Consider the following 22,248-nt stretch of genomic DNA (forward strand, 5'->3'; position numbering starts at 1 on the left):
GCGTCCTGCTTGGGCGCTGGCCCGGCCCGACGTGTACTCAGTAGTCCCAGAAGGCCGCTACCCAGCGAAACGCGTCACCATTGACCGCCACCCGGCCAACGGAGGGGAACGGCAGGTGAGTCGCGACTAGCAGCTCGCCGGATGCCGCCGCTTCTTGCATGAGGCGGACCCGAACGCGAACCGATTCTTCTGGGTCATGTTCAAAACCGTTCTGCCAATCGGGATGGTCGAAGGCCACCGGGAACAAGGCATCGCCAGCGAACGTCAAGCGCTCCTCGCCGGACGTTACGTGGACCACACTGTGCCCTGGGGTATGGCCGCCGGTGCGCTTGACCACCACGCCCGGGGCGACCTCGTAGGTTTCCTCGAAGGTGTGCAGTTTGTCGTGGTAGTCGTGCATGAATTGCGTGGCGGTGGCGCGCAGTACGTCCGGTACCGGCGAGGGCATGGAGGTGAGGGTGAAATCCGGTTCGGCCCAGAACGCCACCTCGGTCGCGGCCACGTGGATCCGCAGGTCGGGACGCAGTCGGCTCTTCACCTCATCGACCAGCAGCCCGCCAATGTGGTCCATGTGCATGTGAGTAATCACCACGTCGGTCACCGACCCCAGGTCGATACCGGCGGCGGCCAGGCGCTTGGGAAACTGTCCGGCGCGCGGGAAGCCGGGGAATTGTGCGCCGAGCCCGGCATCGACGAGGATAGTCTGCTCGCCGCTGCGCACCACCAGCACGTTCAACGCCCAATCGAAGGCGTCCGGGCCCAGGAACATTTCCTTGAACCAGGCCGCTCGGGCGGCTGGATCGGCATTGGTGGACATCGTCGAGGTCGGCAGCGGCAGTACCCCATCACTGACCACCAGCACGTCGATCTCGCCAATCTTCAGGGCGTAGCGCGAAGGGACCAACTCCTCGTACGAGGTCGCGTGCAAGCTCATGGTTGAATCCGGATGCATTCCATCCTGGGCGGCAGGGGTGTTCAAATGCGTGGTCATGGTCGTTCTCCGATGGCTTGGGTCAAGGCTTGGGCGAGCACCGCCTCTCTCGGCATGAGAAAGGGGTGTCGCTGGAGAATGAGTCTGCATCCCGTCGAACCGCGCTCGATACCATACGTGGGTATGTTGCGCAGGCGCTTTAGCGTGATTGACCCCAGCAAAAGGTATGGGCATCCAGTGTGCCGGGGTGAGGGCGGCACAGGCGCTATGGATGCAAACTGACCCGCCGCCATCGCGAGCAAGCTCGCTCCCACAGGGGATCTGTGGTGTTCATGAATGTTGCATTCAGCTCAGGGCCAAAGGGTCTGGGTGTGTTCATGAGCTTTGCATTCACCACAGGACCCTTGTGGGAGCGAGCTTGCTCGCGATGGCGATCAACCCATTCACACAGGCCGCTCAGCCCTAACGCTTGCACTCCAAGCCAACCCAATCCCCTGTGGCGAGGGAGCTTGCTCCCGCTGGCCTGTAGGAGCTGTCGAGCGAAGCGAGGCTGCGATCTTTTGATCTTTCGCTCCAGACCCCGTTGGCAGGGGAAAGATCGCAGCCTCGTTGCACTCGACAGCTCCTACAGCGCAGCCGAGCGGGAGCAAGCTCCCTCGCCACGGGGGCAGCGTTGTCTGGGCTGGCGCCATCGCGAGCAAGCTCGCTCCCACAGCAGGCTTATGGGGAGTCGTTCCGGCGCTTGAACCACCAGCGCAGCCGGGAGATGGGTTTGCCCTCGGCGTCCAGTGGCCGGCCGTCGTCGGCGTAGGCCTGGGCCGGTTCCAGCAGTTGGCCGTTGAGGTAGCGGGCTTCGACCGCCAGATTGCCGTTGGGGTGCAGGCGGCGATAGCGGCCATCGCGCACGCCGTCGCGATAGACCTCCGCTTCAGCCAGTTGCCCGTCGGGGAAGTAGTTGTTCGCCTCACCGTGCAACAACCCGCGGCGATACGTGGCCTGACGCTGCAGGCCGCCTTCGGCCGCGTAGAAGCTCGCCACGCCTTGCAACTTTCCCTTTACGAACGGCAAGACCGCCGAGACCTTGCCGTTAGGGTGATACAAGGTGCTGGTGCCTTGCAGTTCACCTTGGCTGTAGTTGAGCTTCGCTTGCGGACGTTGGGCTTCTTCGATCTGCAGCGGGCCGTCGAGCCGCCCATCGACCAGTTGGCCGTCCAGCCGGCTGTCGCCGCGTTCCAGGTCCAGTCTTTTCGTGGTCATCGTTGCGTTCCCATCAGTTGACCTTCACCAGGCCACCCTTGATGGTCAGCATGCCGCCGCCGTCCACGGTCTGTTCGGCGGCCGCCTTGTTCACCAGGCTGATGCCGGCGTCGTTGGTGAGGGTTGTGCCAGCCTTGTTTTCCAATGACGTCCCGGCCTGGTTGCTCAGGGCCGTGCCGGCTTTCTGGCTGATGGAGGTGCTGGCCTGGGTCGCCAGGTCCGCGCCGCTCTTGATGGCGAAGCTGCCGCCGCTTTGCAAGGTCAGGGTGCCGCTGACCTTGATGGTCAGGTTGCCGTCCACAGTCAGGCTGTAGTTGCCGGTGACCTTGTGGTCGTAGTTGCCACCGGTGCTGTGGGTCTGGTCCGAGCCCACGGTGACGGTGCGGGTGTCCTTCACGTCGAGGCTGTCACTGCCGGTCTGGATGGTCACGCTGCGCTTGCCCTTCTCCAGGGTGACGGTTTCGTCGCCGTCCTTCACCGTGCGGGTGCGGGCGTTCTGCACCGTGAGGGTCTCGTCGTGGCCGACGGTGGCAGTGGTGTCGTTGAGCACGTTGATGTTGAAGTCTTTTTGAGCCTGGAGAAACACCTCTTCGGCGTCCTTCTTGTCTTCGAAGCGCAGCTCGTTGAAACCGCCGCCTCCCTTGGACGAGTTGGTCTTGATCCCGGATTGGGTCTGGTTCGCCGGCAGGGCATAGGGCAGGGCATTGTCGCCGTTGTAGACGCAACCGGTGACCAGGGGCCGATCCGGGTCGCCGTCGATGAAGGTCACGATGACCTCCTGGCCGATGCGCGGCACGAACTGCATGCCGAAGCCCTTGCCGCTCCAGGGCAAGACCACACGCACCCAACAGGAGGAGGTCTCGTCATTCTTGCCGGTGCGGTCCCAGGGGAACTGCAATTTGATCCGGCCGTATTCATCGGTCCAGATTTCTTCGCCGGCCTTGCCCACCACCACGGCCGTCTGGGTGTGCATGCGCGGTTTTGGCGTGATGCGGGCCGGTCGATAAGCCGTGGCCTTGGGGATCGCTTCGAAGCGGTTGCGATAGCTGTCGTGGCTGGCTTCATGGCTGACCGACGTCACCACCCAATCGATATTCAACGTCGTGTCTTCATGGCCGGCGAGGGTGAACCAATACCCCGGCACCAGCCAGCGGCAATCGCTTTCGCCAACGAAACGTTTCTCCTGGCTGCGCAGCCCGTCCACCCGCTGTTTGGTCAGTGCGTCGCCCTGGGCCTTGGCGGTGTAGCCGCCCGGATGCTCATACATCGAACTCGGCCCGGCCATGGCTTCGGCCTGGCTGAAGAGCGAGGTGGCCGGTGTGGTGAACTCATAATCGGTGGCCTGGTACACCCCGGCCACCGCTTGCAGGCACACCTGCCCAGAACGGATGCCGTGCAGTTCCCGCTCGCCCATTTTTTGCCCAAGGTAGTTCACCGTCGGCCCATTGGGGATGGGCGTGAAGGCGTCGTTGCTGTCAGCCAGTACCAGCGTGTGCTTGCCGGATTCATGGCTGAAGAACCAGAAAATCCCGTCTTCTTCCAGCAGGCGCGAGACGAAGGCCAGGTCGGTTTCGCCGTATTGCACGCAGTACTCGCGAGGGGTGTAGCTACCGGTGAGCTTGAGTTGGAAGTCGGTGAAGCCGTGGGCCTTGAAAATCGTCGTGACGATGTCCGACGTGGCGAGGTTCTGGAACACCCGGTTGTTGCTGGCCAGGCTCAGCCACCAGAGCCAGGGGCGGAGCAAAAGTTGATAACGCTCGGCGGTGGCGTCGGCGGGAAGTTGGCGGATTTCGGCGACCAGAAAATCCATGGGTCGCAGTAAGGCATCCTTGTGCAGCGTCGTGGTGACATGGCTGGCGACGGCTGTGGTGAGGGTCAACGAAGCGCCATCGTTGATGCCGTTGAGAACGTGCGAACCCAAGGCATTGAGGCGTTCTTCGCCGGACAGCGAATCGGGGTACAGCGCCGACAGCGAGCTGGCGGTGAGGGAGAGGGTGGTGTTGCTGTCGACACTTCTAGCCATTGAGCATCCCTGTCACTGCTTGTTAAGCAGGTTTCCTATCCCCATGACCATTCTTTGATCAAAGTTCGGTTGGGCCCGCTTCTCCTGATTGTGATTGGTGCAAGTGATCCAAAGATTATCCAGGTCGTTATAGATAAGCTGAAGTTGGGCCAGGTCGTTCCAATCTATGGCAGTGGCACCCCATGCGGCAAAACCGTGTGAGATGAGCGCAGCAACATCAGCATCGTATCTATTGGTATTCATAAGGCGTGAAAACGGAGTCCTATGATCGACCTGGGTGTGCTCCTTGACATGCAGCGATCCGTTGTTTGTCAATATTCGAGCATCCATTTCGCAGTAATGGCAGCGGTAATAATCGAGTACGCGACCGCTGAGGCTTCTTTGCGGGACCGTGGGCGCGTTCTGATAGACCCAGTTGATGGTTTCCACTTCTAGGTACGGAGTCTCTGGAGCTCCGTATAGCATCATGCTCTTGGCCAATCTCATGTTTCACCTCATGTCATTGGTAGGGTTATTCCAATACCCACTCCGCCAATTTCCCCGTCACCTGCGTCATCAACACATTCTCGACATCCCGTGCCCCCGCCGCGCTGCACTTGGCCAACACAGCCTTGACGATTCCCGCATCGAATTCGAACTGCTTGCCCGTCGCCGCCTTGTAGCGCCCGCGCAATTTCTCCAACTTCGCCAACACAATCCCTTCCAGCGTCGCTTCATCCAGCGGCCGGTACGCCACCACCGTCATCCGCGCCAAAAACGCCGGGCGAAACGCTTGCAGCAGCACCTTGTGCAAGGCTTCGTTGAAAGCGTCGCTGCCCAGTTGCGCCACTGGCGTGTCCAACAGCAGTTCGGCGCCGACGTTGCTGGTGGCGAGCATCACGGTGTTCTTGAAATCCACCACCAGGCCGGTGCCGTCTTCCATCAGGCCTTTGTCGAAAACGTTGTAGAAAGCTTCGAGCACGTCCGGGTGGGCCTTCTCGATTTCATCCAGCAACACAACGGAATAGGGTTTGCGCCGCACCGCTTCGGTGAGTACGCCGCCGCTGCCGTAGCCGACGTAGCCGGGCGGGGCGCCCTTGAGTTGGCTGACGGTGTGGGCTTCCTGGTACTCCGAGAGGTTGATGCTGATCAGGTTGCGCTCACCGCCGTACAAGGCATCGGCCAGGGCGTAGGCGGTTTCGGTCTTGCCCACGCCAGTGGGGCCCACCAGCAGGAACACGCCGACCGGTTTCTGCGGGTCGGTAAGGCCGGCGCGGTAGGCTTGCAGGCGTTGGGCGATGGTGTTCAGCGCGGTGCCTTGGCCCATGACCCGCTGGCCCATGCGCTGGCCGAGGGTGCGCACGGCATGGGCTTCATCGGCGAGCATCTTGCCCACCGGGATGCCGGTCCAGCCGGCGATCACCGCGGCGACGGTCTTGCTGTCGACCTGTTCGGGCACCAGCGGATCGTCCTGGCGAATGGCATCCAGGCCCGCCTCCAGGCGCAGCAGTTCGGCGGCCAGGTGGTCGATGCGATTATCGATCTCGGTGTCGGCTTTTTCACTGTCGGCGCGTTCGCTCAGGGCGAGCAATTCGCGCCGGGTGTCGAGCAGTTCGCGCACGGCTTCGCGCTCTTCGCCCCAGCGGGTTTCCAACTCACGGATGGCCTGCACGTTGCTGGTCGATTCGCTTTCCAGCAAGGTGATGCGCTCGCGATGATCCAGACCGGTGGCCTGTTCCCGGCGCAGGCGTTCGACTTCATCCTTGAGGCTGTTCTGCCGGTGGCGCAGGCTTTCCAGCGGCGGCGGCACGTCGTGCTGGCCGAGGGCAACCCGGGCGCAGGCGGTGTCGAGCACGCTGATGGCCTTGTCCGGCAACTGGCGTCCGGAGATGTAGCGGTGGGACAGCTTCACCGCCTCGTGGATGGCAGCGTCCAACACCTGCACGCCGTGGTGCTGTTCCAGTTTGCTCGCCACGCCCCGGAGCATTTCCACGGCAGTGAGTTCGTCCGGCTCCTCGACTTGAACCAGTTGGAAGCGGCGGGCCAGGGCCGGGTCTTTCTCGAAGTATTTCTTGTATTCCAGCCAGGTGGTGGCGGCCAGGGTGCGCAGTTCGCCCCGGGCCAGGGCTGGCTTGAGCAGATTGGCCGCGTCGCTGCCGCCCTCCGCACCGCCAGCGCCGATCAGCGTGTGGGCCTCGTCGATGAACAGGATGATCGGTTTCTCGGCGCTGCGTACCGCGTCGATCACGCCCTTGAGGCGCTGCTCGAACTCGCCCTTGACCCCGGCGCCGGCCTGCAACAGGCCCAGGTCGAGTACACGCAAGGTGACTTCCTGCAACGACGGCGGCACATCCCCGGCGGCGATGCGCAGGGCCAGGCCTTCCACCACGGCGGTCTTGCCGACGCCGGGCGCGCCCACCAGGATCGGGTTGTTCTGCCGGCGCCTGAGGAGGATGTCGATGCACTGGCGGATCTCGCCGTCGCGGCCGACGATGGGGTCGATGCGGCCGTTCCGGGCGTCGGCGGTCAGGTCCTGGGTGTACTGGTCCAGCACCGGGTCCTGTTTCTGGGGGGGCTCGCCGGGTTTGGCCGGGCGCACGCCACCGACATGTTCACGTGAGCTTTCGGTCCATTCCAATAGATGGGCGCGCAGGGCATCGCGGGGAATGCGCAGCAACGACGAGGCGCTGTTGAGCAACAGGCTGCGGCGCTCGTCACGGTCCAGCAGGGCCAGCAGCAACAGCCCCGAGCGGATGCTGTCCAGGCCCAGCACACTGGCCTGGACCACGGCATCTTCCAGCAGGCCAATGGTTTGCGCCGACAGGGCGGGCGTACGGGTGCTGCCGGATTTGAACAGGTCCAGGGCCTTGTTGGTTTCCGTTGTCACCGCGTCACGTTCCAGGCCGAAACGCGGCAGCAGGCAGGCGAAGTCACCGCCCTCGATGTCGAGCAACTCCAATAACAAGTGTTCGATTTCCACGTAATGGTGGCTGCGCTGCAGGCAGCGTTGTGCAGCCCGTTCCAGGGCGCGGCGGTTGTCCGGGTTGAGGCGTCCGATCAGGCTGGCCAGTTCCATTTCAGGCGATCTCCGGCTGACGAAGGCGAGTTTCGATCCGTTGCACGGCGAGGGTTGGCTGGCGTTGCAGGCCACCGTTCCAGTTCAACCGTGGCGCGGCCTGGCGGTCCAGTTGCAGTGGGCCGGTGCCGCGGATCAGCAGCACCAGGGTGCAATCCAGGTCAGGGCCGAAGTACAAGGCGTAAAGGCTGGCGAGCAGCGGATGGGCTTCCCCGGTGGGCAGCAATCCATTGGCCTGGGCTGTGCTCAGCGGGCCGAGGGTCAGGCGCACGCCGGCATGTTCGTCCCAGACCCGGGTGCCGGCCACGGCGTTGCGACCCAGGCGCAGGTTGCGCCCACCCGGTTGCAAGCGGCTACGGCTGGCCGGCGGGATCTCACGCCAGCCACCTGCGTAGGCGCTCAGCTCCACGGGCAAGCCGAACTGTTCACGGACAATCGCCGCGAACCCCGCCAGGGAGCGCCGGCCATCGGCATACAGCGCGGTGCAGGCCAGGACCGCCGAGTCAGGTGCGGCCTGGCGTTCCTGCAAGGCCTTGGGCAGCAGGCCGGTCAACGCGCGCAGTTGCGCGTGTACGGCGGACGCGCCTGGCGCCGTGAAACCGAGGGCGATGCGATGTTTGCGCATCACCTTGTACAGCAGGCTGAGCAGGCGATGCTGGAACAGGTCGAGGAATTCCGCCGGGGCATGGTCCTTCGCCCGCGCCCGTTGTTGCAGCCATTCCTGGTAGGCGTAGGGCAGCGGACCGTCCGGGCCACCGAGGCCGAAGATCGGTGTGGTCAACGTGGGCGGCAGGCCGGGTTCCTGGCCCAGGCTCTCCACTTCACTGGCGGCGAACAGTGGCGTCAACGGCCCACGCAGGCGCAAGGCTTCGGCGTGCGGCGCGGTGCCGCTGCCCAGGGGTTCGGCCTGGGGATGTTCGCGTTCGAGCAACAGCAAGGCCTGGAGCCATTCGAAGCGTTGCGGGTCGCGCCGCAGCCGTTCGCTCAGGTTCAGAGCACCAGGGGTTTGCCGGCTTGGGGTTGCCATGTCTTCACCTCCTTGTCGGACTGGACCAGCACGGTGCGCACGAAGCGATTGGCGGTGGCGTAAAGGGAAAAGAACTGCGCCAGCACCCCGGAGAACAGCACCGCGCTGCTGCCAACGAAGTGTTGCGGATCCAGTTGCAGGCGCACCTCCAGGCCGTTTCGCCAACCGCGCCAGGCGTCTTCGCCAACATGGGCGATGACCCGATCGCAGCCCAGTCCCGCGACCCCTTCGATCTGACGGTGAGCACTGGCCTCATCCCGCAGGTTGTGTAACTCGAGAATCTCGCGCAGCGCGTCCAGTGCCTGGAGGCCTTCGACCAGCGACAGATGGTTGAGGGTCAGTTGCGACACCAGCCGCCAGCGCGACTCACCGTCCAGGCGCGGCAGGCTTTGCGGGCTGGGTGGGTTGCGCAGGCGCGCCCAGGCCACCGGCCCCGGGCGCTCGAAACCCAGGGGCGTGCCGGCCGGCAGGCTTTGGGCCAGGTGGCGGTTGGTGCACAGCAGTTCGGCGGTGAGGCTGTAGTCGCGAATGTCGGCCAGCGGGTCGAACTGGGTGTCCACCAGGCTGATCATCAAGTCGGTGCCCAGTCGGTTCGGGCTCATGCCGCTGACCCGGCGCGCATGCCAGTAGCAAGTTTGCTCGTTGCCATGCTGGCTGCCGTAATAGGCCGGCACTTTGCGCACGCCCTGGCTGGAGATGGCGCGCATGCCCCGGATGCTGTGGATCTCGACGCTGTTTTCCCGATGACTGTCGGCCACCAGCCGGTACTCGCTACGGGTGCCGTCCGGGCGCAGCGGTTCGGACGTGCGCGGAAACAGGTTGATCACCGGCGTGCAGCCCAAGGCGATGTCGCTGGCCTGGAGCGGCAGGCGACTGCTGGGCGCGCGGTCGAATACGATGTACAGGTACAAGGACTGGCTGTCACTGGTGGCGCCGGCCAGGGGCAAGTCGAAGAAGCTGAATTTATCCGGAAAGGCAAAGTATTCGGCCAGCAGGCGCATGCCGGGGTGCACGCCGTCTTCGTCTGGCAGCAAGACCTGGTCGCTGGCGAAGCCGACGATCTGCGGCAGGCCAGCCAACGGTTCCGGCACGCTTCCCGGCGCGCCGGCCAAGACCTTGATGGCGTGAGCGCCCAGCAGATCGTACAGCCCGGCGTTGATCATCGGTGATGCCGCCAGGTGCACCCGCAGCGAGTCGATCCCCAGCGCCGACCACTGGCTTTCCCCCAGGCAACGCAATTCCAGGCGCAAGGCCGAGCGGGCCTGGACCACGCCGGTCAATGCCTGGGCTTCATCGCTGCCCAGCAGTAATGCTTCGCTGACCTGTACCGGCCACAAATGGACTGCGGCGGTGGTGCGAAAGTGAATGCTCTGGCCTTTGTCGGTGGTGACGAACAGCGGCGTGTCGCGGGGTAGCGGATAGCCCTCGTTCAAGTTGCCTTTGCTCGGGTCGGGTTCGAACTGCACGATGGCGCACGACGGCAAGGGCCGCATGGCCAGCGGGTAAAGCTGTTCGAGCAGGGCATCGCTGAATTCGGCGTAGTCGTCGTCCAGCCGCCGTTGCAAGCGCGCGGCCAGCAGGGCGAATCCTTCCAGCAGGCGCTCGACATGGGGGTCGGGGCACTCGCCGGGGGACAGCTCCAGGCGCCGGGCGACCTTGGGATAACGCTCGGCGAACAGGTTCCCGGCGTGACGCAACCAGGTCAGTTCGCGTTGGTAATAGTCCAGCAATTGCGGGTCAATCGAGTCGCTCATGGCGCACCTCAAGGCCGTCGCCGGCGTGCTCGATGACAAAGGCCACGGGCCAGGCATGCAGGTCGCCGCGCAGCTCGCCCGACAGCCGTATGCACAGTTGCTGCGGATGGCCCGGCACCGGGCAGACTTCGACGTCGCCCAGGCGCAGGCGCGGTTCGAAGTGAGTGATGGCCTGGCGGATTTCCCGGGTCAGTTGCCGCCGGTCATCGCTGCGCTGCTGTTGCAGCGCGGTCCAGTCGGCGATGCCGTAGTCGAGGATGCTCGGGGGTTCGGTCAGCGTCCGTGGGCCGCGACGGGTATTGAACAGGCGCGACAGCTCGGCATGCACCGAGTCTTGCAGCGCCTGTCGGTCGAACGCCCGCCCGGTATCGTCCGCCGGGCTGGCCAGGCGTTCGAACAGGGGCGGGCGCAGCCCGAAGCCAGCCATGGGCACGGCTTCCCTACTTGGTCATTTTGTTGGCGGCCAGGTCCCAGGTCGTGCCGGCCGTGCCTTCCTTGGTGCCGTCGTCTTTCTGTGCGGTGAGCTCCCATTTGATCTTGGTGAAATTCAGCGACAGGGTTTCCACGGGTTTACCGCCGGTGCCGCCGCTGACACTGACGTTGGACAGCACGACGTTGGTCAGGGTGTAGACAATGAAGGGCATGATCTGGCCGCTGCCTTCGGCGGCGTTGCGGCCGATGGTGACGACGGCTTGCGGGATGGGCTTGCCGGCGCAGCAATATTCGTTGAGCGACGGGGTGGAGCTGTCGATGAATTTGGTCAGGGTGAATTCGCCGATGTGGGGCCGGCCGGAGGTGCGCTCCGAGTTGCTGACGTCGTTGGTGACCTGCATGGCCACGTTATGGCTGTAGGACATGACCTCGATCTTGTCCGTGAAACCCTCCAGCAGGCTATCGCCCTTGATGTCGCCGCCGAGGTCGAGAATGATTGCATCCATTGTGTGGAACTCCTGAAGAAGACGAATGAGGCAGTGCCCGATACCGATGAATTAACCCGTGGCCAAGGCGCTTGCTGTGGCTAGATAGCTTTTGTAGCTGGAGCGCTTTTGTGGCAATGGAGCTTTTGTGGCGAGGGAGCTTGCTCCCGCTGGACTGCGCAGCAGTCCCAAAAAACAGGGCCGCTTCGCGCTGGAGCGCCAGCCCGGCCCAGCGGGAGCAAGCTCCCTCGCCACAAAAAGCTCTCTAGCTACACAGCCACACAGCCACACAGTCACACAGCCACGCCGTGGTCAGGCAGCGACCGGTGGCGGCAACGTCGCCACCAGGCGGATCGAGGCCGTCAGTTCCTCCAATTGGAAGTGCGGCCGCAGGAACACCGTGGCCTTGTAGGCGCCAGGCTTGCCGGCCACCTCCGTGACGTCCACCCGGGCTTCGCGCAACGGATACTGCGCCTTGATCTCTTGCGGCGCGTTGTCGTTGATCAGCACGTAGTCAGCGATCCAGTTGTTGAGGTAGGTCTGCACGTTGTCGCGGGTCATGAAGCTGCCGACCTTGTCGCGCATGATCACCTTCAGGTAATGGGCGAAACGCGAAGCCGCGAGCACATACGGCAACATCGCCGAGATCCGCGCGTTGGCGTTGGCCTCGTTGGTGTTGTAGACCTTGGCCTTGTTGGTGGTCTGGCCGCCAAAGAACACCGCCACGTCGCTGTTTTTCTTGTGGCACAGGGAGATGAATCCCAGGTCGTTGAGTTCTTTTTCACGGCGGTCGGTGATCGCCACTTCGGTCGGGCATTTGAGCGACAGGTCGCCGGAACTGGTGCGGAAGGTATGGGCCGGCAAGCCTTCGACTGCGCCCCCGCCTTCGGCCCCGCGAATCGCCGCGCACCAGCCATATTTGGCGAAGGCTTCGGTGATGCGTTGCGCCAGCGTCCAGGCGGCGTTGCCCCACAAGTACTTGCTATGGTCGGTGCCGTTGACGTCTTCGACGTAGTTGATGCCTTCCACCGGCAAGGTGTCCGGGCCGTAGGGCAGGCGCAGCAGGAAGTGCGGCAGCACCAGGGACACGTAGCGCGAGTCTTCGCTTTCGCGGAAGGCGCGCCACTTGATCAGTTCCTGGCTCTCGAAGATCTTCGACAGGTCCCGGGGGATCGCCAGTTCGGTGAAGCTGGTCATGTCGAACAACCGCGGACTGGCGGCGGCAATGAACGGGGCGTGCGCGGCGGCCGCGACGTTCGAGAGTTTTTCCAGCAGGCCGATGTCCTGCGGATGCCGGCCAAAGGTGTAGTCACCCACCAGCAGGCTGAACGGGTGCCCGCCGAAGGTGCCGTATTCTTCTTCGTAGATTTTCTTGAACAGCGCGCTCTGGTCGAATTCGACGGCTTTTTCCAGGTCGTTCTGCAGTTCTTTCTGGGTGACGTTGAGCAGGCGCAATTTCAGTCGGGTGCTGGTTTCGGTGTTCTGCACCAGCAGGTGCAGGCCGCGCCAGGAGGCTTCGAGCTTCTGCAGTTCGGGATGGTGCAGCACTTCGTTGAGCTGGGCGCTGATCAACTGGTCGATCTGGCTGATGCGGTCGTTGATCATCGCCACCGTGTCCTTGTCGATGGCCATGCCTTCGTCGAGGACCTGGGTGGCGAATTCGGCCAGCATGTCGCGGGCGTAGTCTTGCTGGCTGTCGTCGTGGGCCATGCGGCCTTCGGCGATGATCTTGTCCAGCAGGGACAGGGTCTGGGTCGTGCTCTCGCTGGTTTGAGCGCTGGATGAAGCAGGCATGGCTTTATCTCCCTTGAATGAGGCGCGCGATCAGGCCTGTGGCTCGGCCGGGGCAGGGTCATCGTTGGCGGCGACGGTCGGCAGCTCTGGCGTCGTGTCCTGTGGGCGGGCCGATTTGATCTCCTGCAGGCCTTCGGTGTTGGCGATCACGTCACGCAGCAATTTGTCCAGGTCGTCGTTGCCGTCGAGCTTGGTCAGCAAGTCCCGCAGGCGTTGGCGCGCTTCGAACAAACGGCGCAACGGCGTGACCTGCTCCACGACCTTCACCGGGTCGAAGTCGTCGATGTGGCGGAAGTTGAGCTCGATGTTGAGCTTGCTGTCGTCGCCGCTGAGGGTGTTGTTCACCTGCAGCGTGGCGCGGGGGGAGATGGAGGCGAGCACCTCGTTGAAATTGTCCCGATCGATTTCCGTGAAGCGCCGCTCGTTGAGCTTGGGCAGCGGGTCCAACGGCTTGCCCGAGAGGTCGGCCAGAATGCCGACGACCAGTGGCAATTCTTTTTTCTCGATGGCGTTGCCGATTTCCACGTCGTAGGTGATCTGGACGCGGGGAGGGCGGACTCTGTCGAGCTTGTGCTGGGTACTTTCTGCCATGGCGGCCGACTCCGATGCATGTGTGGGAGCAATGCATCGGGAGTCCCGCTCATCGCATTCCCTTGCTGATCCGCAGGTTGCAAATGGGCGGCAGAAAACCTGTCATTCCCTTGACGAACCTGGTCCATTCAACCGTGTGGGTCGAACTATCCAAGACGCTAGAACAGGTCTATAAAAAAGCAAGCAAAAACAATTTTTGACCGCTGAGAAAAGGAAGATTCATTTTGCGTGAGTTTTTTTATGGATTTTTTTTGAGCCTGGCACTCACCGGTTGCTCGCTCTTCGCCCCCAGTGTCGACCTCGACAGCTTGACCCTGGACGTCGCTTCCGGCGCCAACGACGACACGCCGATCGCGGTGGATTTCATCGCGGTGAACGACCCGGACCTGCTCAAGCAGCTGTCGGGCATCACCGCCAGCCAATGGTTCGCCGAGCGCGAACAGTTCCAGCGCGACTATCGTCAACTCATGTCGGTGTGGGGGCTGGAGCTGGTTCCGGGGCAATTCATCGACCGTCAACCCTTCCCGTTGGAGGGCCGGCGCGCCGCTGGACTTTTGGTCTTCGCCAGCTATAACACTCCCGGAGCCCACCGGCTTCGGCTGGACGATCAGCGCAAGGCCTGGCTGAAGTTCGACAGTCGCGAGATGACGCTGGTCAACGATGGCCAGCGCGATGACAGCCAGCCTTGAGTGAACCGCGGGCCGCCTTGCGCGGCGACATTGGAATGTCGAAGGGAGTCGTATGAGTCTGTTACCTGACGCGGTGTGCTGGCATGAGGGCATGCAATTGCTGCCCCAGCATTTTCAATTGCAAGGGTTGCGCGCCGAGGCCTTGGCTGCGCATTTCGCCGGGGCTTGCAACCCTTGGTTCTGGGGCGTCAGCCAGTTGGAAGTCGACCCGTCGGCCCTCAGCGCCGGCCAGGTTCGACTGCTGCAATTGCAAGGCACCCTGCCGGACGGTTTGCCGGTCAATCTGCAGGCGGGCGTCGGGCCGACCTTGGAGCTGGACATCAGCGAGGCCATCGATAAGACCGACGACGCCACCGTGACCGTTTACCTGGCTGTCAGCCCGTTGTGGCGCGCCGGCCAACTGCTGCCGCTCAAGGGGCGCATGCAATCGGTGGTCGGCGAAGCGCTGCCAGACCTCACGAGCGGCGAGTTTCCCGAGTCAATCACCGTCTGGCGACCGAACCCGAGGCTGTGCACGCAACTGAGCAAGGCCGATTCGATCTGCCTGCCGCTGCTGCGCATTCGCAAGGAGGGCGGCGGTTTCTGGCGCGTGCCGTACACGCCGCCGACGCCGGTCCTGTTGCCGGAGTCGGTCCTCGGTCGGCGGGTCGCCGGGGTGTGCGCCAGGGCTCGGGAAAAATGCATGTTCCTCGCCGGTCGCTTGCGCCAGGCCCAGGCGGCAGGCAACCAGGACGATGCCATGGAAATCCGCCGGCAATTGACCGCCTTGTGGGCGCGCTTGCCGGAGGTCGAAGGGGCGTTGACCACCCGGGTGGCGACGCCCCAGGCACTCTACGGCCTGTTGCTGGGGCTGGCCGGGAGCTGGTCGGCCCTCGATCCGCTGGCAGGCGTCCCGGCCTTCGCACCGCTGGACTTTCTCGAGTTGCAGCGTGGTTACGAGCCGCTGCTCGACTGGCTGGAAACCACTCTGGAGCTGGTCCGCGCCGGCTATCGCAGCCTGGCCTTCGAGCGCAACGAGCAGGTCTTCTCGATCCAATTGCCGGACGACCAACCGGATCAACGCCTGGTGATCGGCCTGCGCATGCCCAACGGCGCCAGCGAGCAAGCGGCGGCCGACTGGTTGCGCGGGGCGATCATCGCGTCGGCACGGCACGTCCCGCTGCTGAGCCGGCAACGCATGAGCGGTTTGCCCCACCAGGCCATGAGCCGCAACGAACAGGTGGCCTACAGCGTCGGCGACGACACCCGTCTGTTCGTGGTGGCCGCCAGCGGGCAATGGTTCGACGGGCAATTGCCGCTGCACATTGTGGCGCCGGCATCGGCCCAGGCCAGCAGCCCGTGGCAGGTGGTGTTGTTCGTGGCGCAAGCCGGTGAAAGTGCCTGATCGCAGAAGGGGAGTCGTATGCCAGACGGAAGTGGCGGGGCGGTTCGGAGTCTGCATGAGGCGCCGCTGAGCAGCGCTTTTCGCCAGGCCTGGCTGAAGTGGTCCCAGGAATGGCAGGACTTGCCCAAGGACAGCGACCCTGCGGTGTTGGTCAATCGGGTGGTGGAGTTTTCCGGGCGCAGCGCCCAGCGCCTGTGGCGGGTAGCCTTCGCCACCGTCGGCGATGCGGCCACCGAGCAGGTCAAGGCGCTGGTCTATGCCTTCGTGGCGTTGGTGGACGAGACCCTGCTGTTCAGCCCCTGGCCTGGGCAATTGGCTTGGCAGCAGCACCCCCTCGAATCGCGCATGTACGCCAGTCGCCAGGCCGGCGAGCGCTTGCCGGCGGCGATCAAGAAATTGCTGGATGAGCAGATGCCCGGCACCCGGGACCTGGCGAATGTCTACCTGCAATGCCTGATCCTCGGTTTCCAGGGGCGATTGCGTGGCGAACCTGGCCAGCTCCAGCAGGCCAAATGGCGCGGGGCGCTGTTCACCTTCGCCTGGCAGCACGAGGCCGATTATGTCGATGTCAGCCAGCGCCTGGCGCTGTCTTCGGCGGTGCCACCGGTGCGGATGCCGGTGCAGCAGTCGTTGCCGGACGGCTTGCGGCTGGGGTTGGCGATCCTGGCGATGGTGTTGTTGCTCACCGGTCTGGGGCAGGTGTTCTGGCGTGACATTCGCCTGGAACTCGAACCCGTGCTGCAACTGGGCGAGTCGGTGGTCCAGGAGCAGGACTCATGAGCCTGTTCAATCTCGTTGCCCTGGTGTTGCTCGCTGTTGTCGTGGTGCTGTTGATTGCGGCCCTGGTCTGGTGGCTGCGGACCCAGGGCGGGGCGGCGATCCGCAGTTTCTATGGGGCGGTGCGCCACATGGAGCAGGAGCAGGGCACTCGCGACCGCTATCAGATGCCCTGGCTGATGATGCTCGGCAACGAAACCGACGGTGCCCAGTTGTGCGCCCAGTGGCGCTTGCAACCGACCGAGAAGGCGGCCTGGTTCGGGCGTTGGTTTTGCGATGCCGACGGCGCGGTCTTGGTGGTGCCCCAGGCACTGTTTCTGCCCGATGAGGGCATGAACCGGCAACGGGGCAATTGGTGGCGCCTGCTCGGGCTGATGTTGCGCTTGCGCAGCAAGCGGCCATTGGATGCGGTGATCTGGACCGTGCCGTTCAGCACCCTCGATGACATCGAACACACCACCGAGCTGAGCCTCAAGGTCCGGCGCTGTTTCATCGATCTGTTGCAACGCTTCGGCCTCAGCCTGCCAGTGTATGTCGTGATCACCGGGATGGAAGAACTGCCTGGGTTCCAGGAACTGGTCAGCGCGCTGCCCGCCGAGGCGCGCGAGTCGATGCTGGGCTGGTCGTCGCCGTATTTGCCGGACGCGGCGTGGCAGTCGCAGTGGAGTGACCAGGCCCTGGACCAGGTCAACGCCGCGCTGTCGCAGTCGATCATCGAGATCGGTGCGCTGTCGGGGCAACTGAGTACCGATCTTTATGGCTTGCCGGAGCGTTTCGAAGGCTTGCGGCGGGCTTTGCAGATCCTGCTGGAGCCGGTGTTCCAGGGCAATGCCCAAGGCGAGGCGCCGCGTTTTCGTGGGGTATATTTCACCGCCAGCCAGGCACCTTCCCTCAGCAGCGACGGGTTCACCGCCTCTGACAACGCCCAGCGGCAAACCGTGTTTGCCCGGCAGTTGTGGTCGCGGCGATTGGTGGCCGAACGGGGCCTGGCCCAGCCGGTGCCACGGATGTTGCGCTTGCGCCAACGCGGGCATCGCTTGGTCGCGGTGGTGGCAATGGTGGTAGGGCTGGTATGGCTGGGGAGCATGGTCTGGGTCTGGCATGATTCAGTGGAGGAAGCCGAGGGACTGTCGCGGTTGATCCTCAGCGCCCATAAGAACCACCTCGTGGTTGACCCTGACGAGCCGCAACTGGAGCCGACCCGGCACAACGTGCAGAACTATTGGAACGTGTTGGAAAAAGCCCCGCGCTGGCGCTTCGTCTCGGTGGTCTTTCCGACTTCTTGGTTCTCTTCCGTGGACACGCAACTGGAGAATGGCTTGCGCCTGACCGCCCGGCATCATTGGATATTGCCGCTGCGGGACCTGCTCAACTCAGACCTGGAACAACTCAAGTCCATCCGTAACACCGAGCGGCGGGGCAACGTCGAGAGCGAAGACCCGGCGCAATGGCAGAGCTACGTGAAAGCCAAGGCGCTGGTGGACCTGGCGGTACGCCTGGAACAGCACAACCAACTGTTCAGCCAGGTGGTAAACGATCCCAAGGCGCCCCTGGACGAACTGGTGCAACTGAGCAACACAGCCTTGTCCCTGGGCCTCAACACCGGGACCTTGAGCCGCGCACATTTCTACAACCGGGTGCTGTTCGACGCCCAGAACAGCGACTTGAAAGGGCTGGATCTGAACGCTGCTCGCCCAGTGATCTCCGATAATTTCACCGGCCTGATGCAGCGCTGGCTGGACCATTACTTCCTGGCGGACAACTTCGTGCGCCAGGCCGGTTACCTCAAGCTGCACCTGCAACGGCTGGAGGCCGGCAGCGGCAACTCCTTGAGTGAGCTTGAAGACCTGATGGCGCTGATCGACGATTTACAGACGTTGGTCAGCTTGACCAATTCCGCCTGGGGTCGAGGCAAGGGCCAGGACCTGGTGCCCGGTTACAGCCAGATGCTCGACAAGGTCAGCCACAGTGCTTTGCTGGGGCCGGATATCGAGCAGGACCTGGAGAGCCAGGCGGCGAAGTTGCAGCAGAGTTTTCGTGATCAGTGGATTGTCCAGACCGGTTCCCGGGACAACCTGTTGGTGCAACAGGGCAGCGGCCTGCTGGTCTTGCAAGACCATGTCACGGCGCTGGACGGTGCGGTGCAGGCACTGTTCAAGCGCGATTTCGTAGCGTTGGCGATGCAGAAGGATCCGTCGGACAGCAACCCCGATGCGATGGGCCAGGGCGATGGCAGCGATGACTTCAGCGTCGCCCTGAATTACTTCGCCAGCTACAAGAGTTATGCCAGTGAGGAACTGCCGCGCATTCCGCCGGATTACCGTGACGCGCTGATGCAGGCCGCCGAAGGTGCCGCGGCGCGGGCCATGTGGTTGAGCCTGGATGAAAGCGATGCGTCATTGCCCGGCATGGGCTTCAATGTGCAGACGGCCCAGGCCGTGGCACTGCAAAAAGCCTTTATGGATGTGCACCGCGGCGACCTGGCGATCCGCTTCCAGCGTCTGCTCAATCGCCGGGCCTTGGCGCAGATCAAGAGTGGCCTGGACGAAATCGATGCCCAACCGCTGTTCAGCCAGCGGGCCGATATCCAACGCTGGGACGGTTCGAAGAACTTCGGCTTGCAGCTCTACGGTGCCAGCGATCCACAAGACTTGAAGCTGAGCCTGAGCCAGCAATTCGGCGTGATGCTGCAGGCCGCCGAGCAGCGAATGCCTGCCCTGGAATGGCTGATCGTCCAGCAGGACAACCTGTCGGCCCTGGAGCATGACCACGTTGCGCGCTTCATGGCCCTCAACGATGAATTGCTCAAGTACAAGAACCAGAACCCGGCCAGCTCGGCGGCCCAGCTGGAGCAATTGGTGAGCCGCGACTTTATCGCCATGGACACCGCGTCCTGCGCGCAGATCTTGCAGACCGCCAGCCTGCCCAGCGGGCGCGGTGACTTGGCCCAGCGCACGATTGCCTTGCAGCAGGGCGCCCTGCAGCGCTGCCTGTACTTGCAACAGGACCAGGCGGCGACCGCCTGGAATGACCTGGCCAACTATTTCAATCAATACCTGGCCGGGCGCTTTCCGTTTGCCCAGGATGTGCGGGCCAGCGATGCCGACCCGGCGCGGGTCCAACACTTGCTGGCGTTGATCGACACACGCCTGCCCCTGGCCCAGGCCGGGTTGGCGTTGAGTCAGGCGCCGGAGCGGCTCGCGGCCGAGGATTTCCTCAACCGTTTGAAACAGGCCGGGACCTGGCTCGGACCGCTGTTCGTACGGGACAAGAGCGGCATTCTTGGCGTGGAGATGGACGTGCGCTGGCGGACCGATCGGGATGAGGAACGCGGCGCCGACCAGGTGATCGCCTGGGGCCTGAACGCCGGCAACCAGCAGATCCGCTACCCCGGCGGTGATCAGCAGAACCTGCGGTGGATGGTGGGTCAGCCCGTGAGCCTGACCTTGCGCTGGGCCCGTAACGGTTACCAGCGTCCGGCCAACGACCCCTTGCAACCGAACCTGGTGGTGCGCGACCTGGAGGCGGGCTGGGAATACCAAGGGCCTTGGTCATTGCTGCGGTTGATGCGCTCCCAGGCGTCAGCCCAGCGCCAACCGAACGTCGACTACACCGATTTCCCCCTGGCCCTGCAATTGCCAGTCACCGCCCAGACCCAGGCGCGCACGGCGGAGCGGACACTGATGTTCGTGCGCCTGTCGTTGATGAGCCAGGGCTCCAAGCTGCCGTTGTCGATCCCGCCGCTGCCGACGCGGGCCCCCCGTTCACCCTTCATGGCGACCTCATCGAGCCCCGCCATCGCCACCCGTGAGGAGGGCCTGTGAGCTTGCCGATATCGCCTTTGCCGGAACTGGTCACTCAGTTGCTTGAGCCGATCAGCGCCGAATCGCCCTGTGGCCAGGATCTACGCTACGAACCGGAATACGATCAATTGCGCGAATTGCGTCGGGAGGACGACACCAGCCTGCCCACCGGCGTGTGGCAGTCTTCGATCAAGCGTGCCCTGTGGCCGGACCTGGAACGGCTCGCGAGCACGCTGCTGCTGGAGCGCAGCAAGGACCTGATGATCAGCGCCTGGCTGGGGGAGGCCTGGCTGCACATGGCCGGGCTGGAGGGATTGCCGGGCAGCCTGGCGCTGGTGGCGGGGCTGTGCGAGCGCTATCCGGAGCAATTGCACCCCCAAGCCGACGAAGGCGACCAGTCGTGGCGGGTGATTCCGCTGGAGTGGCTGGCCCGTCGCTACAGCGAAGTGCTGCTGACGCGGGTGCCATTGCTCGATGGCCGGGACTCGGCGTTCGCCAGTTTCTGCCTGGACGACTGGCAACGCTTGCAGCGCCAGCAGGTGTTGGTCAACGACAGCAAGAACGCCAAGGCCTCGGCGGAAGCGGCGCGCAACGATCACAAGAAACTCAGCGAACTGATTCGCGGCACACCCTTGTCGTTCTGGTTGCATCGCCAGGGCAGCCTGATGTTGAGCCTGCAGCACCTGCAACGGCTCGAAGCCTGGAGCGACGCCTACCTGGGCAGCCTGGCGCCGGGTTACAAATCCTTGCAGGACGTGATGCAGGCGTTGCTGTCACTGGTAGAGGAGTTCATCGCGATGCACCCACAGCAACCCACCGTCGTGCCGGTGCAAACGGCCCCGGCGGCTACCTCACCGACATCCCAGCCACAGGCGGCAGTGGCCCAGGTCTTCCAGGAGCCGGCCAATCGTGAAGAGGCCTACCGACAGTTGCTGGTGATCGCCGGTTACCTGGCCCGCACCGAGCCCCACAGCCCGGTGCCCTACCTGATCCGGCGCGGGGTGGAGTGGGGCAACAAGCCGCTGAGCGAGCTGCTGGGTGAACTGATCAGTGCCGATGCCGAGTCCCGGCGGTTGTGGACCCTGCTAGGGGTGCTTTAAGGCTGCGGGTCGGGTAGCGGCACCGGCGTCAGCACCGGTTTGCCGGAAAAGAATGCGTTCAGGTTCTGGCCCACCAGTTCCACCGTGTCCCGTGTCGCTTCCGGCGACAGGCCGGCCACATGGGGGGTCAGCACGACGTTGGGCAGGTGTTTCAGCGCGTCTGGCACTTCGGGCTCGTGGTCGAACACGTCCAGGGCGGCTCCGGCGATCCGTCGATGTTCCAGGGCGTGGATCAGGTCGGTGGTGGCGACCACGCTGGCGCGAGCGATGTTCACCAAGAAACCATGGGGGCCGAGGGCATCAAGGGCCTGTTTGTTGATCAATTGCCGGGTGTCCAGGCCGCCGGGCGTGGCGACGATCAGAAAGTCCGAGACCCGGGCCAGTTCCGTGGGCGTGGCGCAGAAGGCGTACGGCACGTCGTTGCGCATCCGCCGATTGTGGTAGCTGACGCTCATGTCGAAGCCGAGGGCGGCCCGCTTGGCAATCGCCATGCCCACCGCGCCCAGGCCCAGCACACCCAGGCGCTTACCGGCCAGGGAGGGGCGCATGACCTTGGCCCACTCGCCCCGGCGCACACTCGCGTCGGCCCGGGGAATGTCACGCACCAGCGCCAGCAGCAGCGCCATGGCATGGTCGGCCACCGACGACGCGTTGACCCCGGCACCGTTGGTCACCACGATGCCCCGGTTGCGTGCGGCCTGCAGGTCTACCTGCTCGTAGCCGGCGCCGATCACGCAGATGATCTGCAGGTTGGGCAGGGCGGCGATTTCTTCCGCCGTCAAACCCAGGGGGCCGCGGGTCAGCACTGCGCTGAAGCGTTCACCGTGTTCGAAGATCGCGGTCTTGCGTTCGGCCGGCGTGGGCGCCAATTCCAAGTGGTAACCCTGCCGCTCGAGAATCGGCAGGTATTCATTGACGGTTTCAACCAGTACCAGAACGGTTGCGGTCATGCTGGGCTCCTGTGGGCGCTTTGTCGAACATCAGGTATTCAACCTGATTGTAGGAGTCGAGGGCAGGGGGAGCTTGGGCTTTTTGGATTCATTTTTTGGATCCTCTTGTCTGTGGGAGCAAAGCTTGCTCGCGAGGCGGCCTGACAGCCGGCCTGGCTCTGGCGGCTGTACTTCAATCCAACTGTGGGAGCGAGCT

General features: G+C 63.9%; 17 protein-coding genes. 5 read left to right on the forward strand and 12 right to left on the reverse strand.

Annotation, left to right across the window (positions count from 1 at the left end; all coding sequences use genetic code 11):
• Positions 1 to 37: 37 nt before the first annotated feature.
• From ACIPQ1_RS10445 to tssB, 11 genes are all read right to left on the reverse strand, one after another.
• The gene (locus tag ACIPQ1_RS10445) at positions 38 to 991 is read right to left on the reverse strand and encodes an MBL fold metallo-hydrolase (protein WP_411387341.1); all 954 of its coding nucleotides are present in this window, start codon (positions 989 to 991) and stop codon (positions 38 to 40) included.
• A 660-nt stretch (positions 992 to 1,651) separates the two neighbouring features.
• The gene (locus ACIPQ1_RS10450; protein WP_446534054.1) at positions 1,652 to 2,188 is read right to left on the reverse strand and encodes a toxin-antitoxin system YwqK family antitoxin; all 537 of its coding nucleotides are present in this window, start codon (positions 2,186 to 2,188) and stop codon (positions 1,652 to 1,654) included.
• A gap of 13 nt (positions 2,189 to 2,201) precedes the next feature.
• Positions 2,202 to 4,211, reverse strand: a complete 2,010-nt coding sequence (gene tssI, locus ACIPQ1_RS10455) for a type VI secretion system tip protein TssI/VgrG (protein WP_411387343.1) — start codon at positions 4,209 to 4,211, stop codon at positions 2,202 to 2,204.
• 12 nt (positions 4,212 to 4,223) lie between these two features.
• Positions 4,224 to 4,697 carry a hypothetical protein gene (locus tag ACIPQ1_RS10460; protein ID WP_250963367.1) on the reverse strand — a complete coding sequence of 158 codons (474 nt, stop codon included), beginning with the start codon at positions 4,695 to 4,697 and terminating at the stop codon, positions 4,224 to 4,226.
• Between the two features lie 25 nt (positions 4,698 to 4,722).
• Entirely contained in the window at positions 4,723 to 7,266 is a 2,544-nt protein-coding gene (tssH, locus tag ACIPQ1_RS10465) for a type VI secretion system ATPase TssH (RefSeq protein WP_446534055.1), read from the reverse strand.
• Position 7,267: 1 nt separating this feature from the next.
• The gene (gene tssG, locus ACIPQ1_RS10470; protein ID WP_446534056.1) at positions 7,268 to 8,293 is read right to left on the reverse strand and encodes a type VI secretion system baseplate subunit TssG; all 1,026 of its coding nucleotides are present in this window, start codon (positions 8,291 to 8,293) and stop codon (positions 7,268 to 7,270) included.
• Positions 8,257 to 10,047: a type VI secretion system baseplate subunit TssF gene (gene tssF / locus ACIPQ1_RS10475; RefSeq protein WP_446534057.1), complete on the reverse strand. Its 1,791-nt coding sequence runs from the start codon at positions 10,045 to 10,047 to the stop codon at positions 8,257 to 8,259. The genes tssG and tssF overlap by 37 nt, the downstream gene beginning before the upstream one ends.
• Complete coding sequence (tssE, locus tag ACIPQ1_RS10480) at positions 10,031 to 10,474, reverse strand: type VI secretion system baseplate subunit TssE (RefSeq protein ID WP_186704838.1); 444 nt, start codon at positions 10,472 to 10,474, stop codon at positions 10,031 to 10,033. Before tssE ends, tssF begins: the two co-directional genes overlap by 17 nt.
• A gap of 13 nt (positions 10,475 to 10,487) precedes the next feature.
• Entirely contained in the window at positions 10,488 to 10,985 is a 498-nt protein-coding gene (locus ACIPQ1_RS10485) for an Hcp family type VI secretion system effector (RefSeq protein WP_186704839.1), read from the reverse strand.
• 291 nt (positions 10,986 to 11,276) lie between these two features.
• Positions 11,277 to 12,758 (reverse strand): type VI secretion system contractile sheath large subunit, encoded by a 1,482-nt coding sequence (gene tssC, locus ACIPQ1_RS10490; protein WP_186704840.1) that lies wholly within the window; start codon positions 12,756 to 12,758, stop codon positions 11,277 to 11,279.
• A 30-nt stretch (positions 12,759 to 12,788) separates the two neighbouring features.
• Positions 12,789 to 13,349, reverse strand: a complete 561-nt coding sequence (gene tssB / locus ACIPQ1_RS10495; protein WP_207967163.1) for a type VI secretion system contractile sheath small subunit — start codon at positions 13,347 to 13,349, stop codon at positions 12,789 to 12,791.
• 224 nt (positions 13,350 to 13,573) lie between these two features.
• Between tssB and ACIPQ1_RS10500 the strand changes: the two genes are divergently transcribed.
• Genes ACIPQ1_RS10500 through tssA form a run of 5 tightly spaced genes read left to right on the forward strand, consistent with a single transcriptional unit; the run spans position 13,574 to position 21,102 of the window.
• Positions 13,574 to 14,038 carry a type VI secretion protein gene (locus ACIPQ1_RS10500; protein WP_411387347.1) on the forward strand — a complete coding sequence of 155 codons (465 nt, stop codon included), beginning with the start codon at positions 13,574 to 13,576 and terminating at the stop codon, positions 14,036 to 14,038.
• 52 nt (positions 14,039 to 14,090) lie between these two features.
• Positions 14,091 to 15,422, forward strand: a complete 1,332-nt coding sequence (gene tssK, locus ACIPQ1_RS10505) for a type VI secretion system baseplate subunit TssK (protein WP_186728517.1) — start codon at positions 14,091 to 14,093, stop codon at positions 15,420 to 15,422.
• Between the two features lie 18 nt (positions 15,423 to 15,440).
• Complete coding sequence (locus ACIPQ1_RS10510; RefSeq protein WP_186704844.1) at positions 15,441 to 16,202, forward strand: DotU family type IV/VI secretion system protein; 762 nt, start codon at positions 15,441 to 15,443, stop codon at positions 16,200 to 16,202.
• Positions 16,199 to 20,023, forward strand: a complete 3,825-nt coding sequence (locus tag ACIPQ1_RS10515) for a type VI secretion system protein (RefSeq protein ID WP_446534058.1) — start codon at positions 16,199 to 16,201, stop codon at positions 20,021 to 20,023. The genes ACIPQ1_RS10510 and ACIPQ1_RS10515 overlap by 4 nt, the downstream gene beginning before the upstream one ends.
• Positions 20,020 to 21,102 carry a type VI secretion system protein TssA gene (gene tssA, locus ACIPQ1_RS10520; RefSeq protein WP_446534059.1) on the forward strand — a complete coding sequence of 361 codons (1,083 nt, stop codon included), beginning with the start codon at positions 20,020 to 20,022 and terminating at the stop codon, positions 21,100 to 21,102. Before ACIPQ1_RS10515 ends, tssA begins: the two co-directional genes overlap by 4 nt.
• Here tssA and ACIPQ1_RS10525 read toward each other — a convergent pair.
• Positions 21,099 to 22,052, reverse strand: coding sequence for a 2-hydroxyacid dehydrogenase (locus ACIPQ1_RS10525; RefSeq protein ID WP_250963356.1), 954 nt, complete (start codon positions 22,050 to 22,052; stop codon positions 21,099 to 21,101). The genes tssA and ACIPQ1_RS10525 overlap by 4 nt on opposite strands.
• Between the last annotated feature and the right edge of the window lie 196 nt (positions 22,053 to 22,248).

The sequence above is a fragment of the Pseudomonas sp. LARHCG127 genome (assembly GCF_052871455.1).